The sequence below is a fragment of the Muriicola soli genome (assembly GCF_004139715.1).
Lineage (GTDB): Bacteria > Bacteroidota > Bacteroidia > Flavobacteriales > Flavobacteriaceae > Muriicola > Muriicola soli.
The window spans coordinates 1,470,663-1,487,624 of record NZ_CP035544.1; the positions used below are offsets into that span (position 1 = coordinate 1,470,663).

A 16,962-nucleotide genomic window follows, 5' to 3' on the forward strand; every position below is an offset into this window, starting at 1 on the left:
CTTATTTCTTTTTCGCTATTTGCGCCATCATTTCTGCTTCACAAACCAGTTTATTGTTGGCGTAGGCATAGGCCTGCATGTGACAAATTCCTCTTCTGATGGGTGTGATTAGGCTGCAGTGGAAGATCAAGGTATCTCCCGGAAGTACTTTTTGTTTAAATTTTACATTGTCGATCTTCATAAAGAAGGTCAGGTAATTTTCTGGATCAGGAACCGTACTCAGCACCAGGATTCCCCCTGTCTGTGCCATAGCCTCAACCTGTAAAACCCCGGGCATTACGGGAGCTCCCGGGAAATGACCTATAAAAAAAGGTTCATTCATGGAAACGTTTTTCATTCCTACTACATGGGTATCAGACAATTCGAGAATTCTGTCGATCAGGAGAAACGGTGGTCTGTGAGGCAACATCGCCATGATCTGATGGATGTCCATCAGCGGCGGTGCGCTGAGATCGTATTTGGGTACACTGTTGCGCTTTTCCAGCTTAATGATCTTGCTCAGTTTCTTTGCGAATTGGGTGTTGACATAATGGCCGGGTTTATTCGCAATCACTTTTCCTCTTATGCGTGTCCCGGTAAGTGCCAGATCCCCGATCACATCCAGTAATTTATGACGTGCTGCTTCATTGGGTTGATGCAGGGTGAGATTATCCAGAATACCGTTGGGTTTTACGGATAATTTTTTCTTTTTAAAGGCCTTTTCGAGTTTTTTCATGGTCGACTCGGATATTTCCTTGTCTACATAAACGATGGCATTGTTGAGATCCCCGCCTTTAATCAATCCGTTTTCCAGCAGCATTTCCAGTTCGTGGAGAAAACTGAAGGTTCGGGCGTCAGCAATTTCCTCTTTAAAATCCGAAAGGTGTTCCAGGGTTGCATTTTGAGTTCCCAATACCTTTGTTCCAAAATCGACCATGGTGGTCACCTGGTACTCATCAGACGGGATCACGGTAATTTCACTTCCGGTGGCTTCATCCTTATAGCTTATTACCTCCTTTACCACGTATTCGTCTCGTTCGGCTTCCTGTTCAACAATGCCCGCCTTTTCCAGGGCCTCAACAAAAAACTTGGAAGATCCATCCATAATGGGTGGCTCCGGAGCGTCTAGCTCTATGATCACATTGTCTATTTCAAGACCTACCAGGGCTGCCAGAACATGCTCTGAAGTCTGTATTTTAACTCCGCGTTTTTCCAGATTAGTTCCGCGCTGAGTATTGATCACATAATTGGCATCTGCCTCAATAATGGGCTCACCTTCAAGATCAACTCGCTTAAAGGCATAGCCGTGATTTTCCGGTGCCGGCAGGAATTTCATGGTCACGTTCTCCCCCGTGTGTAATCCTACCCCGGTCAATTCTACCTCTTTAGCAATGGTTCTCTGTTTCACCATAAACGTTATTCTCCGTTATTTTTCTCCAAATCAACAATCCTTCCCACTAATTTGGAAAGGTTTCTAAAGTGGACATATGCTTTATTAAAGTCCCCGTAATTCAATGCAGGTGACCCCTGCAGTTTTTCTCCGTCTTTTACACTGCGGGTGATCCCGGACTGTGCCTGAATCCTTACCCTGTCACCTATGGTGATATGTCCTACGATACCCACCTGGCCACCGATCAGACAGTTTTTTCCAATCTTTGTAGAGCCTGCAACACCTGTCTGGGCAGCGATCACCGTATGCTCTCCTATTTCTACATTATGAGCAATCTGAATCTGATTATCTAATTTAACGCCTTTTCTCAAAATAGTTGAGCCCAGAGTGGCCCTATCTATGGTTGTACCCGCTCCGATTTCTACATTTTCTTCAAGAATGACATTTCCTGTCTGAGGCACCTTGGAATACTCCCCGTTGGTATTTGGGGTAAAACCAAAGCCATCGGCACCTATTATTACGGCACTGTGGATCACGCATCCGTTCCCCACAATAGACTCGGAATAGATCTTAGCACCCGAATAGATCATCACATTGTCGCCAATCGTAACATTGTCTCCTATGTATACATTAGGGAAGATCTTTACATGATCTCCAATCTTAACATTATTCCCCAAATATGAAAAAGCACCCAGGTAAAAATCCTCCCCGTACGACGCTGTTTCAGCCAAAAACACGGGTTCTTCAATCCCTATCTTATTGTGCTTTACATCGTTGTAAAATTCGAGAAGTTTTGAGAAAGATTCGTAGGCATTGTCAACTTTGATCAGGGTGGTACTCAGTTCCTGTTCGGGCTTAAAGTCTCTATTGACAATGGTTATAGACGCTTCTGTACTGTAGATGTAATGGGTGTACTTGGGATTGGCCAGGAAGGTGAGAGAACCTTCTACGCCCTCCTCTATTTTCGCCAGTTTGTGAACAGATATCTCCGGGTTTCCGTGAACCTCACCTTCTAGGATCCCTGCTATCTGACTGGCTGTGAATTTCAAGAGTTAACTATTTGGACTAAGGTTTTGATCGCACAAAAGTAAGAAAAATTACGAAACACTTTTCTTGGGATAGCACATATAATGCTTGGTTACCGTTTTGGACAAAGCGTCCAAATTTAAATGGTCAGAAGCCTTTGCCACATCTGTGATCCTGGAGTTCTCCATAAGGATATTAATATTTTCTTTCTCGCGGTTGTAGGCCCTGTTTTCAATACTGCCGGTAAAAACAAAATAACTTACCTCTTTCTCGCTCAGCTCAAATTTAGATATACAGGCTGCTTTAATCTTTTCGAGCTTCTTCGCAGACGGCGGCTTATCTTTTACTTTGATTTTCAGTAATTGCCGGTTGAGGATCATTTTACTCAATTCGGAAAGGATAAAATCAGGATGGTGCTGCCAGGTCTTGAGGGCCGAAAGGATATCCACATCATCAAGGGAGGCAAATTTTAGCAGGATATCGGGCCTAAAATCCTTGTGCCTTACTTCATTGGCCAGAAAATAGAGGAGCGAATCGCTTGCAGTAAGAGTGCCATCGCCGTCATATACCTCTCTGGCTCTCCGTAACACCCTGATCAGTAATTGCTCGGCAACAATCCCGGTCTTGTGCAGGTACACCTGCCAGTACATAAACCTCCTGGCGATCAGAAATTTTTCTACGGAATAAATGCCTTTTTGCTCCACTACCAGCGAGCCATCAACTACATTAAGCATGGTGATCAGGCGTTCTGCATTGATGTTCCCTTCTGCAACGCCGGTGTAAAAACTATCCCTTTTTAGATAATCGAGTCGGTCCATATCGAGCTGACTCGAAACCAACTGGTTGAGGAATTTTTTGTGATAGCTACCTTTAAATATCTCTATGGCTAAGTTTAATTCCCCCTTGCATTCCTTATTGAGTTGCTCCATAAACAGCAGGGAAAGATCTTCGTGTGATACCCCGCTCACCAGGCTGTGTTCCATGGCATGGGAAAAAGGACCATGGCCAATATCGTGTAAGAGGATAGCGCCCAAGAGTCCGTGGGCTTCCTCTTCCGTAATTACAACACCTTTGTAACGGAGCACTTCCAGGGCCTGTTGCATCAGGTGCATACTCCCTAAAGCGTGATGAAATCTGGTGTGATGTGCCCCGGGGAAGACCAGATAAGACATCCCCATCTGGGAGATCCTGCGAAGGCGTTGAAAGAAGGGATGAGAAATAAGTTTGAACAGCTGGGGGTTAGGAATTCTAATAAATCCGTAAATTGGATCATTAAATAACTTCAGCTTCCTGGTGGTGGCCAATTTTCTGCGCTTTAAGGGGTAAATATAAGGACTAAATGAACACAATTACAATACTGTGGGTAGATGACGAGATTGATATGCTGAAACCCCATATCCTTTTTTTAGAAGAAAAAAATTACAAAGTGATTACCTGTAAGAGTGGTCAGGAGGCCCTGGAGGAACTCGGTAAGAATCAGTTCGACATTGTTTTCCTCGATGAGAATATGCCCGGCCTGTCAGGCCTGGATACGCTTAATGAAGTGAAGAACATCGAACCCACCCTGCCGGTGGTCATGATCACAAGAAGCGAGGAAGAATTTATAATGGAGGAAGCCATAGGCTCCAAAATTGCCGATTATCTAATTAAACCGGTAAATCCCAATCAGATTTTGCTTTCCCTGAAAAAAACCCTGGACCACTCCCGCCTGATTTCGGAAAAAACAACGTCTAACTACCAGCAGGAATTTCGAAAGATCTCCATGGACCTCAGTATGGTGAACAGTTATGAGGAGTGGGCCGACTTATACCGAAAATTAATTTCCTGGGAATTGCGCCTTGAAGAAATTGAAGATTCAGGGATGTTTGAGATCCTGGAATCGCAAAAAATTGAGGCCAACAACCAATTTGGAAAGTTTATAGACAAGAATTACGCTGAATGGTTCAGTGAAGGGGGCGGACCCGTGATGTCTCACACCCTGTTTAAGGAATGGATAAAACCCGAGCTGGCAGAGCAGCCCACCCTTTTGGTGGTCATTGACAATTTGCGGTATGATCAATGGATCTCCTTTGAGGATGTGCTCTCACCCTTCTACAAAAAGACCAAAGAGCAACCCTATTACAGCATTCTGCCTACGGCTACGCAATATGCCAGAAACGCGCTCTTCTCCGGCTTAACTCCGCTTGACATGGAAAAAAAATACCCAAAGTGGTGGAAGAATGACGTGGATGAAGGGGGTAAGAACCTCTTTGAAGATAAATTCCTGGAATCCCAGTTAAAGCGCCTGGGCCTGGATCTGGAGTGGGAATACTTTAAAATCAGCAGCCTGAAGCAGGGGAAAAACCTGGTACAAAACTTTAACAGCCAGAAAAAAAATGATTTAACCGTGATCGTCTACAATTTTGTGGACATGCTTTCTCATGCCAAAACCGAAATGGACGTTATCAAAGAACTGGCTTCCAATGACAAGGCGTACCGCTCGCTTACGCAGAGCTGGTTTAAAAATTCTCCGCTGCTGGAGATCATACAAAAAGCCAGGAGCCTGGGCATGAAACTGATCATCACAACAGACCACGGGACTATAAACGTAAAACAGCCCTCAAAGGTGATAGGAGACCGGGAGACCAGCCTTAACCTGAGGTATAAGACCGGGAGGAGCTTATCTTATGACGCCAAGGATGTACTGGAAGCAAAGGATCCCTCAAAGATCAATTTACCGAGTATTACCATGAGCAGTTCCTTTATTTTTGCCAAGAACGATCTCTTTTTTGCTTATCCCAACAATTACAACCACTATGTGAGTTATTTCCGGAACACTTACCAGCACGGGGGCGTATCCCTGGAGGAGATGATCATTCCCTATGTGGTGCTGCAACCGAGATAAAAAAAATATATGGGTATTAGTGATCCCGATAGGAGCCTCCCAGAATCTCAATAACTTTGTCATCAATAACTACTGTTAGGGATATTTTGAAAAAAGAATAATAAAGAAGGATTTTTAATAAACTCAATTATTGGCTAATTAACATTCCTTATTGCTACTCTAAAATAAATTGGCACTAACGTATATTTACTATGGCTTGAAGTAGGATATTTTGTCATTTTTGAAAATATTTTAGGAGTTAGCCACAAGCTTAAAAAATAAAAATATACTTACATTTTATTTTTTTATTCTATATTAATATGTATATAGTATATTATTGTACATTTGTGACATATAAATGCAATTTTTTCACAAAATGGATAATTCAAAACATAAAAAAGATAGATTTAAGAGAGTAGCTTCACGTAGAGTAGAAAACATTCTTAACGACATTCAAAGTCTATCAAAATGTTCAAACAAGAATAATTATGAATATACTGAGGCAGATGTAAATAAAATGTTGAAAGCAATAAGGGATGAAATTAAAATTTTGGAAACTCTCTTCAAGAAAAATTTAAAGGACGATATTTCAACGTTCAATTTTTAGGTAATGGAAAAAATATTCTGGGAACTTTACAACGCTGATTCTGAAACAGAAGTCAAGAAAATCATTAAGAAACATCAAATTTTTCACGACAATGAAAATTGGAAACCTTATGGGGGAAATAAAGGAAATTTTGGAACTTTTGAGAGCCAACAAAATCACCCAGTGCCAGCCTTAATAGAGAAAATAACAAACTCGATTGATGCAACTCTAATAAAAGATTGCAAACTAAATGGTTTAGACCCAAAATCAAATGAAGCACCAAAATCAATGAGTGAAGCAGTCGAACTGTTTTATGGCGTGAGAAATGGAGAGATTGGAGAGCTTACTAACACAGAAAGACGAGAATTAGCAGAAAATATTCAAGTAATTGCAACTGGAGACAAGAAGCAACCGAGTATTACCATTTTTGATATGGGAGAAGGACAACTTCCTAGTGAATTTGAAAACACTTTTTTATCACTTCATAAAAACAATAAAGCAAGTATTCAATTTGTTCAAGGTAAATACAATATGGGTTCTACCGGTGCAGTAGTGTTCTGTGGTGAAAAAAAATATCAATTAATAGCATCAAAAAGAAACAAAAAATTAAATAAAGGAATTGAAAGTGAAATTGGTTTTACATTGGTAAGAAGACACCCACTATCATCAAATTCTGATGATGGAAAGATCAAAGCCACTTGGTATGAATATTTTAGTCCAAATGGAAATATCCCAAGTTTTAAATCTGTAAAATTGGATTTAGGGCTCTATAACCGAACATTTGAATATGGTTCTATTGTAAAATTATACTCTTATCAATTACCACGAGGCTCAAGGTCAGATTTAACACTTGATTTATGGAGAGATTTAAATCAATATATGTATCACCTTCCTCTTCCGATTAGTGTATATGAAAACAGAGAGTATGCTGGGAAAACACCAAATAAACCTGTTCTCGGAAATAGAACAAGAATAATAATTGATAGTAGAGATAAAGTTGAAAAAATCATTGAATTTGCCATTCCAAAAGAATCTGGACTTGGAGACATACCAATACAAGTTATAATCTTTAAAAATGAAGTCCCTCATAATGACTTTATTAAAAACAAATCAATAATTTTTACACAAAACGGTCAAGTACACGGTTCTGAAGGTCAATCTTTTATTTCACAAAGTCTCGGCTTTTCACTTATTAAACAACACACTTTAATTCACGTTGACTGTACGAATATACCAACAGAAATTAGGCAGGACTTATTTATGTCTAATAGAACTCATTTGAAGCAAGGTCCAAAAACAGAAAAGTTAATTGATGAAATTATCTCTTTACTCAAGAATGATAAAGAACTTAAAAAATTAAATAACGACCGTAAAAACTCGCTTCTACGCGATTCTTCTTCTGACAAGGATTTGCTAGCAAGTTTTCTTTCAAAATTGCCAGTAGACAAAGATGTATTAAACCTATTAAAGAAAAATGGTTCACTTAATTTTCTAAAATCCAAAGGAACACAGTTCATTGGAAAAAATGTAAATGGCAAAAAAAATGGCAAAAAACTTAATAGATTTCCGGGAATATTTAATGTAAATCTTAAAGAAAATAAAGAAGGTAAACTATATAGAACAATACCTTTAAACTCGAATGGTATAGTGACTATTGAAACTGATGTGGAAGATGACTATTTATTCCGCCCTATCGAAAAAGGAGAATTTCAAATTGAGGTACTTCAAAAACAAAATCAAACTGATAAACCAGTTGACTTAAATCCAAATCCTAATCCTAATATAACATCTGATGTTCTAACTGTAAATAGAGTTGGACCTTCTGATGGAACTATAAAGTTATTAATCAAGCCAAATGAAAAAGCAAAGGTTGGAGATTTGCTTGAGGTAAAAGCAAAACTAACTTCACCAGGTAAAGATTTTAACTGTGTTTTTGACGTAAAAGTTGATGAAAAAATTAGTAAGCCAAAAGAGAAAGATAAAAACCCGACCGAATCATTTCCCAATCTTCCAATTCCGAAAAAAGCATATAAAAAACCAGATAACGAGAATGACACAGCTTGGGATAATCCGAATTTAAATTGGACTGGAGAAGACATTGTTAAAGTTATGCCAGAGACAAATGAAAGTGGAGAGCTTTTAGTTGAGGCTATTATAATTAATATGGATTCTTACAGTCTATTAAGCTTTATGTCAAAAAATCAAATTAATACAGAAAAAGAAATTAAGTTTATAAAAGACAAATATTTCTTGTCAATTTATTTACATAGTTTATTTCTGTTCAGTATTATGCAAAAAATGAGAAGGGATGACGATCATTTGAAACCTATTGATGTTGAGGAATTCATATCTAAAATGATTAAACCTTATGCAAGTTTTCTTCTGTACGAGAATTACCATATTGAGAAATTTGCCTTCGCTGAATAAAAGCAAGTGGCCAACAACTTATAGAAAAAATAGCGGATTGGTCGCTAAAACTAAAAAATAAATAAAATAAAGGTTATTGTTAAACTGAAAAATTAGTGCTTAAAATCCGCTTCTTTTTCTATACAAGAGCGTTACTTGCAAGCCATAAAAAATGGAAGTTGAATGGACATAAAACACTATGAAATTGAAATTGTGCCTGAAAACCCATTTGCGAATTGTAAGTTAGACAGACAAAAATATTCGAGTGTTCTAACTAACATTATCAACTCTTACCCTTCTGGTTTTGTGCTTGGACTAAACAACAAATGGGGAACTGGAAAAACAACATTTGTTAAAATGTGGGGACAGGATTTGAAAAACAACGGTTACCAAACACTTTATTTCAATGCTTGGGAAAATGACTTCGAGAATAATCCTCTTACTGCACTAATGGGAGAATTAAAAACTATAACAAGCGAAGAAACAGAGCCAGCATTTAAAAAGACTTTAAAAAAAGCATCAACATTAACTAAACATATAGCACCGATTATTGCGAAAGCAATAGCTGATAGATATATTGATACAGAAGGTGTAAAAGAGGCTATTGTTCGTGTAACGGAAGGATTATCGGACGTTTTTGAAAACGAAGTTCACGAGTATGAAAAAAAGAAAAAAAGCATTTCTGATTTTCGACAAAGCTTATCGGAATTTATAGCCAATACAAACGAAGGAAAACCTTTAATATTTATCATCGACGAACTTGACAGATGTCGTCCAAATTACGCTGTTTCAATATTAGAACAAATTAAACACTTCTTCTCTGTTCCTAATGTTGTTTACATATTATCCATCGACAAAGAACAACTTGGGAATGCAATTAAAGGGGTGTATGGAAGTGATGATATTGACGCCGATGAATATTTACGAAGATTCATAGATATAGAGTATTCAATTCCAGAACCCGAAGTAGATATATTTTATCAATATTTATATGACTATTTCAAATTTGATGAGTTTTTCCAATCAGAAGAAAGACTGAAGCATGAAGAATTAAAATCAGACAAACCTGACTTTTTAAAAACTTGTAAACTTTTGTTTACAAATGCAAATATCCCACTAAGACAGCAAGAAAAGATATTTGCTCACTCAAGATTAGCTTTGAGAAGTTTTACTTCTAATATGTACGTTACACCTCATATTTTTCTTTTACTAACATTTATCAAAGTTAGACACAACAAGTTCTACAATGAATTGAAAAGTAAACGGCTAAAAATTGAAGAAGTACAGGAAAAGTTTTTATCAATCATTAAAATCGATATTAATGAACAAACCGAAAGACAACTTATGTGGATGGAAATTTCATTGGTAAATGTTTATAACAATTTTTCACAAGACAGTTATTATAGTAGACAGTTGATTGATAGTGTAAAAGAAACAGGAGATAAAAAATCTATAATTGGTTCAGTCATAAAAAAGAATGCTGAAAAAGATGTAATGTCGATTTTAGAGAGTATTAATCGTGGAGATGGAGGAGGCCATTTAGACTTGTTGCATTACGTCAACAGAATTGACCTATTGGAAGAAATGAAAACATAAAAAAGCCGGCTTTTAACAAAGACTAAATTCATTGTGGATTTGTCCCACACCAAAATAAAAGTATAAATGAATCGGCAGGATTGCGGCAGCATAATCCTGCGCAAGATTTCTCAACACATTCATAACCGAGATCGTTAATGTTCTATGGAACGGAAAATAATCTATACAAAAAAGAAATTGAAGCTGTAGCACAACAGCTTCTTGAAATGATCCCAAAACACAGTGTTATATGCCTGCGGGGGGCATGGGAGCAGGTAAAACCACCTTGATTAAGGCCTTTGTTAAGCTACTTGGAGGCGAGGAACAGGGGAATAGTCCCACCTTCGGCATCGTCAATGAATACCATAACCAAGAAGGAGGAATATTAGCTTACCATTTTGATTTTTATCGATTAAATAATCCCGGTGAAGCCCTTGATCTTGGCCTTGAGGACTATCTCAGGGAGGATACCTGGGTGTTTATAGAGTGGCCTGAAATGGTAGCTCAACTTTTGCCTGAAAACAGTCTTACCCTAGAATTAAGAATCATAGACCCCTCAAGGCGGGAGATTTCACTTGTAAAATAGAGTATAAGGTCAAATTTTAAGTCCCCTTTAAACGTCAATCAGTATCGATAAAGTGCAGCTTTCTTCGTTCAATGGTAAATTTTTATCGTTAAAAGGTGTTTTTATTGATTTCCTTTTCCTATATTTGATATGAGAATGAAAATGGATCCTGAATTTTAATCCTTTACTACGATGAACACTAGAAAATTACTTTTTGCTTTTGCTGCGATTTTAGTCTTATTTGCGGCTGCCTGTACACCCAATACCGCTGAAGATGATCAGTTATATGAACAAGGTGTAGACAAGACGAAAATTAAATTGCCAAAGAAAAATTAATCACTTTTTTCTTGAAGAATCTAAGGGCAACCAATAAATTGCCCTTTTTTGCGTTACAATCGTATACGTAGCAATACTTTTGTAATGGCAGAAAATTTAAAAAACTCAAATAAAACTCGTCACCGGTTTCTTATCGAATCTTTGGGCTTGATCTTAATAGTTCTTGCACCATTTATATTTAAGATTCATGAGTATCTTCCAAGAGATCCAAATCAGACGATAGACATATTTGGAGCTACATTTGATAGAAATGGCTTTGAAGATCTAAGCACTTACGCTTGGTTTCTCTTAAATAAACTTATTCCGCTTTACTTACTGATTATTTGGTTCTTCACTTGTAAGCACTGGTGGTATCATATCATACTTATACCATTATGCATGTATGCCTTTCAAATTTTTGAAGTGATATACTCCGAAGACAGATTTGTTGATACTGAAAATGTTCTGTGGCTTCTCCCAGTGTGTATGGTGGTTATCCCATTTGTATATTTTGTTAGAATCAAACTTTATGACAAATATGTCCATGGGATCGACCTGGAAGCTATGGAAGCAGAATTACAATCATTTCGAAAGGAAACAAAAAAGATACTGATGCATCAATAGAACCAAAAGATATCACTAGTAGAAAAGAAGTCGATTTCTCAGAAAATGTTTCCAAAAGGACATTGTCTCAGTTATTTAAACAATTTCAGTCTTCCCTGAAGAATCTTTTTAATATCTCCCTTTGATCACTTATTAGTGCAATTCAAACAAAGTGTAATCCATGCCCGTTTAATGCAGAATACACATCAGCATAAAGCATTTTTAATGGCTTTTGCCACCCTGCTCTTTCACTAATTTTATTGTAATTTTGAGTACAATGGGTTTTGTATTATCTTGCCCGGAAGCATTATGAACCAACCGTCCTCCCCTTTCAGCAAACAGGAACTCATTCCGCAGGAAGAGACCCTGGAAATCCTAAAACAGAAGGGTGAACTTTTTATCGGCATTCCTAAAGAAAATCAGTTTCAAGAAAAACGGATCTGCCTTACCCCAGATGCGGTAAACGCCCTTACAGCCAATGGCCACCGGGTACTAATCGAATCCGGGGCCGGGGATGCAGCTAATTTTACAGATCTCGATTACACACAGGCCGGGGCCACTATCTCCAGAGACACTAAAAAGGTGTTTTCCTGCCCCTGCTTTTAAAGGTAGAGCCCCCTACCCTCTCGGAAATACAATATATCAGTCCACAGTCGACCATCATTTCTGCCCTGCAGATCAAAACACAATCCAAGGCCTATTTTGAGGAACTGGCAAAAAAAAGAATAACGGCAATCGCCTTCGAATTTATACGGGATGAAGACGGAAATTATCCCGCTGTAAGATCGCTTAGCGAAATCGCAGGAATTTCAAGTGTCCTTATCGCCGCAGAGCTCATGGCCGCAACCAATAAAGGAAGTGGCCTGATGTTTGGAAATATCACCGGCGTACCTCCGCTTGAAGTGGTGATCCTCGGTGCGGGAACTGTGGGTGAATTTGCCGCCAGATCGGCCATCGGGCTCGGGGCCAACGTAAAAATCTTTGACAACTCTATCACCAAATTGCGGAATGTGCAAAGCAATCTTCAACAGATCGTCTATACCTCAACCCTGCAACCTAAAAACCTCCTTAAATCCCTCAAGCGCTGTGATGTGGCCATAGGGGCCATGCGCGGACGGGATCGGTCTCCGGTTGTGGTGTCACAGACCATGGTGGAAAACATGAAAAAAGGCTCAATAATAATCGATGTGAGTATTGATATGGGGGGCTGCTTTGAAACCAGCGAACTCACCACCCATGACAAGCCTATCGTTAAGAAATTTGGGGTACTGCATTACGGAGTGCCCAATATTCCTGCCCGTTACCCCAAAACATCCTCGGTTTCCATCAGTAATATCTTTACCCCCTACCTTCTCAAGATTGGGGAAGATGGCGGACTCGAAAATTCACTGCGCTTTGACAAGGGCTTGAGGAACGGACTTTACCTCTACCACGGTATTCTGACAAACAAAACTGTCGGGGATTGGTTCGACCTGAAACACAGTGATATCAACTTCCTAATTTTTTGATATGGCCTTTCTGAAACGCCTGGGGTACTACATGATAGGCCTGACTATAGGAATTATTTTCCTCACCCTTTTCCTAAAAAAGAAGACCTCTGAAACCGGCACGGAATTCTGCTATTTTCCCAACTGCAGGGTCCTTAAAGAACTTCGTTCCAAACCCCTTAGTTACTCAGCCGAGATTCAGGAAATGATCAATGCGCTTGAGGTGGATACGCTTGAGATTCAAAATGTCCTTCGTGATGGTGATGTGAAGTTCTCAGAAAGCAACACCGAAGCCCAACCCTGTAAATTGTTCCTGGTGGAAGGCAGTATCAATAAAAATGAGGCCGCTCTCCTATTTAAGAACTGCGACAGCCTCACCATTCTGGAGTCTATAGCCATCATCCCCGACTAGCAGTAACACCTTTAGACATGCTTCTTTTTTTATACTTCATATAGGTACCCATCAGCTGATCCCAAAAGGTAAAGTACAAGCCGTAGTTCACTCTTGCATTCTGGTGATGGTGATTGTGGTCTGTGGGTGTAATCTGCCAGGTCCCTATTCTCAGGCCTTTGGGATCATATCCCAAATGAATATAAACATCATATAGCGTCATAAAACTTATAAAAGCGATCAGGGTATACTGATGCCAGGGAAGGCAGAAAATAATAACAGGAATCACTCCCATACTTAAAAACGCTTCAAAAGGATGAAAGGAAAAAGCAGCCCAGGGCGTTGGGTTGGTAAACTGATGATGAACCTTGTGGATATAACGAAAGAGTGATTTATGATGTATGAGCCTGTGTGTCCAGTAGAAATACGTATCGTGCAGGAAAATCATTAATATAAAACTCAAGATAGCATAAGATAAACCGTAATCAGAAATCTTATCGTAGTGCATGGTCATTCCATTTTGTACCCAGGCTGTACCAAACCAAATTCCCGCACCATAGATAAAGAGAGTGATAAGAGAATAAAAGATCTCCTTCCCTATTTTTTGGGCCTTGGGAGGATGTGCCTGAATTTTAGCCCGCTTCCATCCCTTACCGGGCATTACATAGAAAATGAGAAATGGAATTCCAGCCAGGATCAGATACCGCAGGACAAAAAGCAGGGATACCAGAATCCAGATTTCTACTGATGGTTGTATAACTTCCATAATCAGAATTCAGGACAGCCTCTGAGCATCAGTTGTTCAAGCTTCTCATCGATATCCGCATCGAGTATATTTCCAGACTTCCGATGGCAAAAAGTACAAGGATTAATATCCCCGTCTGTATCGATATACAATCCCCTGTTGCCACCACTAAAACAACCCTGCCTTCTTTGATAATACGCGTGATAAGTGATGATAGGATAGGACAGATAGTCCTTGGAAAAATTCATTTTCAAAAAAGTTTCTTCCAATAGCTTCATCTGGCCATCGCTTAAAGCCACTTCCTCGTTTTTGTAATGTCCAACAGATTTTGGTTCCAGGAATTGTACAAAATGAACGCCTGCTTCCTTAGCCAAATCCATATATTTCATAATGTGATCTTCTTTTACAAAATCCCGGGTCATGCAAATTGAAAAGGCCACCACCAGGCCGTTATTTATTGCATTTTTGGCCCCTGTGGTCGCCCAATAAAAGGCATCCTTATAATTCCTGAACCTATTGTGGGCTTCTGCTTTAAAATGATCAAGGCTGATAAAAACTCCGGTAAGTCCTGCTTGTTTTAATTTCCTTGTATTGGCATCGGTGAGCTTTAAGCCAGAAGTATTCATCCAGAAATTGGATTCTTTTGGGGCATTTTTGAGGATAGAAATTACCGTGTCGAGTTTTAGCATTGGCTCTCCCCCGGTTAAATGAATTTGAGCCGTACCGAAGTCCTGTAATTTTTGAACTGTAGCCTGCAAATCTTCTTTAGTACGAACCTCTTTTTTGTTGAGATTGTCCCATTCATAACAGTGCTCACATCTCAGGGCACATTTTTTTGTGATCGCCAGGAACACATGATTAAACCGGAATGCATTTGTCTTATTCTTTTTAAAGTGCTTCAGCTCGGTGGCGATAAAGCGCTCGTAAATTTTGTCGTTCCAACCAGGGGTGTAAAGTCCCATATAGTATTTGCCATCTACAAAGGCCATTTTTCTCAAGCTGTGATCACCTAAGAATTGCCTTCTTAAGCTGATCAAAAATCGTAATCCCTTAAACCAATCCAGAGGGTTGTTGTACTGGCGGATAATTATTTTTATAAGCGTGAGTTTAAGTTTGAGATGCACCCAATTTTTCTGCTTCCCTGATATCAAGGAACTCGGTAAGGTTTTTTTAGGGCCTACCTCTGAAATCTGAACATCATGGTCTAGGGCAGGTTCTAATGCGCCGCTTAAAGTGAGTGCCTCTGTATTCCTTCTATTGAACAACATAACTTTCTTTTTTCATTTGAAGTTGCCTAAGTAGCCGCTGGTATTCATTTTCCGAAAATCGCGTAAAAGCATTCTGATTTTTAAATTTCCGCAGCTCACTGAAATCAGGAATACCCTGGTAATCGCGCACATACGTATAATAACCCCGGTTTTTCAGGAAATAGGAATACGAATAATCACCATGCTGTTCGGGTGATGTATACCTGATGTCTACCCTGTCGCCAACCTCTTCCTGGGTGAAGTACTGCCCGTCTTCAGATGAAAGTAAGCCAGCTACATCTCTACCGTCGTCTGAAATGGCTGTTTGGGGATTGAGCAGATACGTTTTAAAATTCAGTTCTTCTGAATAGTCGATACCCACATAGTCTACTTCCCAGAAAATAAAACCGGTTTCAATTTTTACTTCAACCTCTTCCTTTTCAATATCCTTTAGGTCAAGTTTTATAGCCAGGTCCCTGTAGGATAAAGGTCCAACAGAAGAAAGCTGTTCCACAACTTGCCATTCTCCCTTCTTTTTGATCGATACCGTCAAAGGAATATTTTGCTTTTCAGCCCAGCTATTCGCCTCCTCTCGGGTGGTTTCCAGCTGCGATTCCTGGAAGGTATCGTAGTATACTCCAAATTGCTCATTGAACTTCCCGAAGACGTAATCGAGCCAGAGCGAATTTTTTGCGGTAAGATAGAGTTTGGCTTCTTTTTGATTGTCTGGCCTGGCGAAGGTAAACACCACATCTCTGGTGCTGTTCTTCGTCAGAATTGGCGTGTCAAAGTTATAAGACTCACCGTCTGCAGCCAGAGCAGGTCCGGAATGATCAATTCGTCCGTCAACGATGACCCGCCTGGGGCTTTTTAAATCTTTGAACAACACTACCTTTCCGTACTTGTCTAGTAGTGCTTTAGTATTTTTCCGATGTTTAACGACCATCAGCTGAGCAAGGTCTGTGTGCTGTACCTCCAATAATTCATTTGTGATTTGAAGGTGCAATTCACTATCAGAGGCTTGAAGCAAAGGCAAGGGCAAATAATCGGTCTGCTGGGCGTTTTTAATGATATTTCCTGGGTAAAGTTCTCCCGAAAAAACTAAACCATTGCCTGAATCTGCATAGACAAAAGGACAGGAACTCTTTGTTAAAGCCACGATCACCAAAATTAAAGCAAATGCACCAATGGTAGTGAGAGCAGCATTTACAACAGAGGTAGTTCCATCTGGATTTACAATTCCGATTTGATCAATCTGATCAAAAGGAATGGCGGTTGCCCCCAGGGAAAGTGGAACACCTTCCTTTAAATAGATATGAACCTCATTTAACGGATTAGAATCTTTTCTCTTGTATTGATAGGATCGTTTAGGTTTTATAATTCGGGTAGCGGTATGTTCCTTTGACAGCAATTCAAGGGAGCCCGATAATTCCAGATTATCTTCACTTACGGCAGCATTGGCAAGGTGCAGTGAGGCATTGTTCCTGTGCAAGATGATGTATTTATCAGCTTCATTAAAACTCCTGATTTGCTTTACAGTCTCTGCCTGCCCCTGAGAAGGAACAGATTTAACGCGGTAATAAGTACAGCCGGTACTCAGTTGTAAAAATGCAACACTGAGGAAAACGGAAAAGAACGATCTGCTTTTACTGTGACGTTGAAAATAACACAGCAGCTTAAATTTCGTGTTTGATTTAGCTTTCATAGTCGAGGGTTTTTAGATTTTACCTCCTACCCTAATTGATATTGATAGAGCAAGGGAAATAAGACTACCCGAAACTAAT

The 16,962-nt window shown here is 39.3% G+C and carries 14 protein-coding genes and 1 pseudogene; 9 read left to right on the forward strand and 6 right to left on the reverse strand.

All coding sequences use genetic code 11. The features are described from left to right. Position 1: 1 nt before the first annotated feature. From EQY75_RS06600 to EQY75_RS06610, 3 genes are read right to left on the reverse strand one after another with little or no spacing between them, the layout of a single operon-like run. On the reverse strand, positions 2 to 1,390 hold the full coding sequence (locus EQY75_RS06600) for a bifunctional UDP-3-O-[3-hydroxymyristoyl] N-acetylglucosamine deacetylase/3-hydroxyacyl-ACP dehydratase (RefSeq protein ID WP_129604060.1): 1,389 nt from the start codon (positions 1,388 to 1,390) through the stop codon (positions 2 to 4). A gap of 5 nt (positions 1,391 to 1,395) precedes the next feature. Next, a complete protein-coding gene (gene lpxD / locus EQY75_RS06605) occupies positions 1,396 to 2,418 on the reverse strand; it encodes a UDP-3-O-(3-hydroxymyristoyl)glucosamine N-acyltransferase (protein WP_129604063.1) in 1,023 nt (340 codons plus the stop codon). A 48-nt stretch (positions 2,419 to 2,466) separates the two neighbouring features. After that, a complete protein-coding gene (locus EQY75_RS06610) occupies positions 2,467 to 3,699 on the reverse strand; it encodes an HD domain-containing protein (protein ID WP_129604066.1) in 1,233 nt (410 codons plus the stop codon). 35 nt (positions 3,700 to 3,734) lie between these two features. Between EQY75_RS06610 and porX the strand changes: the two genes are divergently transcribed. The 9 genes and pseudogenes from porX (at position 3,735) to EQY75_RS06650 (ending at position 13,207) form a co-directional block, all read left to right on the forward strand. Further along, the gene (porX, locus tag EQY75_RS06615) at positions 3,735 to 5,279 is read left to right on the forward strand and encodes a T9SS response regulator signal transducer PorX (RefSeq protein WP_129604068.1); all 1,545 of its coding nucleotides are present in this window, start codon (positions 3,735 to 3,737) and stop codon (positions 5,277 to 5,279) included. Between the two features lie 355 nt (positions 5,280 to 5,634). After that, the gene (locus EQY75_RS06620) at positions 5,635 to 5,865 is read left to right on the forward strand and encodes a hypothetical protein (RefSeq protein ID WP_129604071.1); all 231 of its coding nucleotides are present in this window, start codon (positions 5,635 to 5,637) and stop codon (positions 5,863 to 5,865) included. A gap of 3 nt (positions 5,866 to 5,868) precedes the next feature. Then, complete coding sequence (locus EQY75_RS06625; protein ID WP_129604074.1) at positions 5,869 to 8,271, forward strand: hypothetical protein; 2,403 nt, start codon at positions 5,869 to 5,871, stop codon at positions 8,269 to 8,271. A 162-nt stretch (positions 8,272 to 8,433) separates the two neighbouring features. Further along, the gene (locus tag EQY75_RS06630) at positions 8,434 to 9,846 is read left to right on the forward strand and encodes a KAP family P-loop NTPase fold protein (protein WP_129604077.1); all 1,413 of its coding nucleotides are present in this window, start codon (positions 8,434 to 8,436) and stop codon (positions 9,844 to 9,846) included. Positions 9,847 to 10,075: 229 nt separating this feature from the next. Continuing rightward, complete coding sequence (gene tsaE / locus EQY75_RS06635; RefSeq protein WP_246020075.1) at positions 10,076 to 10,411, forward strand: tRNA (adenosine(37)-N6)-threonylcarbamoyltransferase complex ATPase subunit type 1 TsaE; 336 nt, start codon at positions 10,076 to 10,078, stop codon at positions 10,409 to 10,411. A gap of 171 nt (positions 10,412 to 10,582) precedes the next feature. Beyond that, positions 10,583 to 10,726 carry a hypothetical protein gene (locus tag EQY75_RS13975; protein ID WP_165200554.1) on the forward strand — a complete coding sequence of 48 codons (144 nt, stop codon included), beginning with the start codon at positions 10,583 to 10,585 and terminating at the stop codon, positions 10,724 to 10,726. 84 nt (positions 10,727 to 10,810) lie between these two features. Then, positions 10,811 to 11,329, forward strand: coding sequence for a hypothetical protein (locus tag EQY75_RS06640; RefSeq protein ID WP_174719395.1), 519 nt, complete (start codon positions 10,811 to 10,813; stop codon positions 11,327 to 11,329). A gap of 288 nt (positions 11,330 to 11,617) precedes the next feature. After that, a pseudogene (locus tag EQY75_RS06645) lies at positions 11,618 to 12,816 on the forward strand (alanine dehydrogenase). Position 12,817: 1 nt separating this feature from the next. Beyond that, on the forward strand, positions 12,818 to 13,207 hold the full coding sequence (locus EQY75_RS06650; RefSeq protein ID WP_129604080.1) for a DUF4258 domain-containing protein: 390 nt from the start codon (positions 12,818 to 12,820) through the stop codon (positions 13,205 to 13,207). Here the strand turns inward: EQY75_RS06650 and EQY75_RS06655 are convergent. Genes EQY75_RS06655 through EQY75_RS06665 form a run of 3 tightly spaced genes read right to left on the reverse strand, consistent with a single transcriptional unit; the run spans position 13,194 to position 16,883 of the window. Then, a complete protein-coding gene (locus tag EQY75_RS06655; protein ID WP_129604083.1) occupies positions 13,194 to 13,952 on the reverse strand; it encodes a sterol desaturase family protein in 759 nt (252 codons plus the stop codon). The two genes, EQY75_RS06650 and EQY75_RS06655, sit on opposite strands and share 14 nt — an antisense overlap. A gap of 2 nt (positions 13,953 to 13,954) precedes the next feature. Further along, complete coding sequence (locus tag EQY75_RS06660; protein ID WP_129604086.1) at positions 13,955 to 15,199, reverse strand: radical SAM/SPASM domain-containing protein; 1,245 nt, start codon at positions 15,197 to 15,199, stop codon at positions 13,955 to 13,957. Next, positions 15,186 to 16,883: a hypothetical protein gene (locus EQY75_RS06665; RefSeq protein WP_129604089.1), complete on the reverse strand. Its 1,698-nt coding sequence runs from the start codon at positions 16,881 to 16,883 to the stop codon at positions 15,186 to 15,188. Before EQY75_RS06665 ends, EQY75_RS06660 begins: the two co-directional genes overlap by 14 nt. Positions 16,884 to 16,962: the final 79 nt, after the last annotated feature.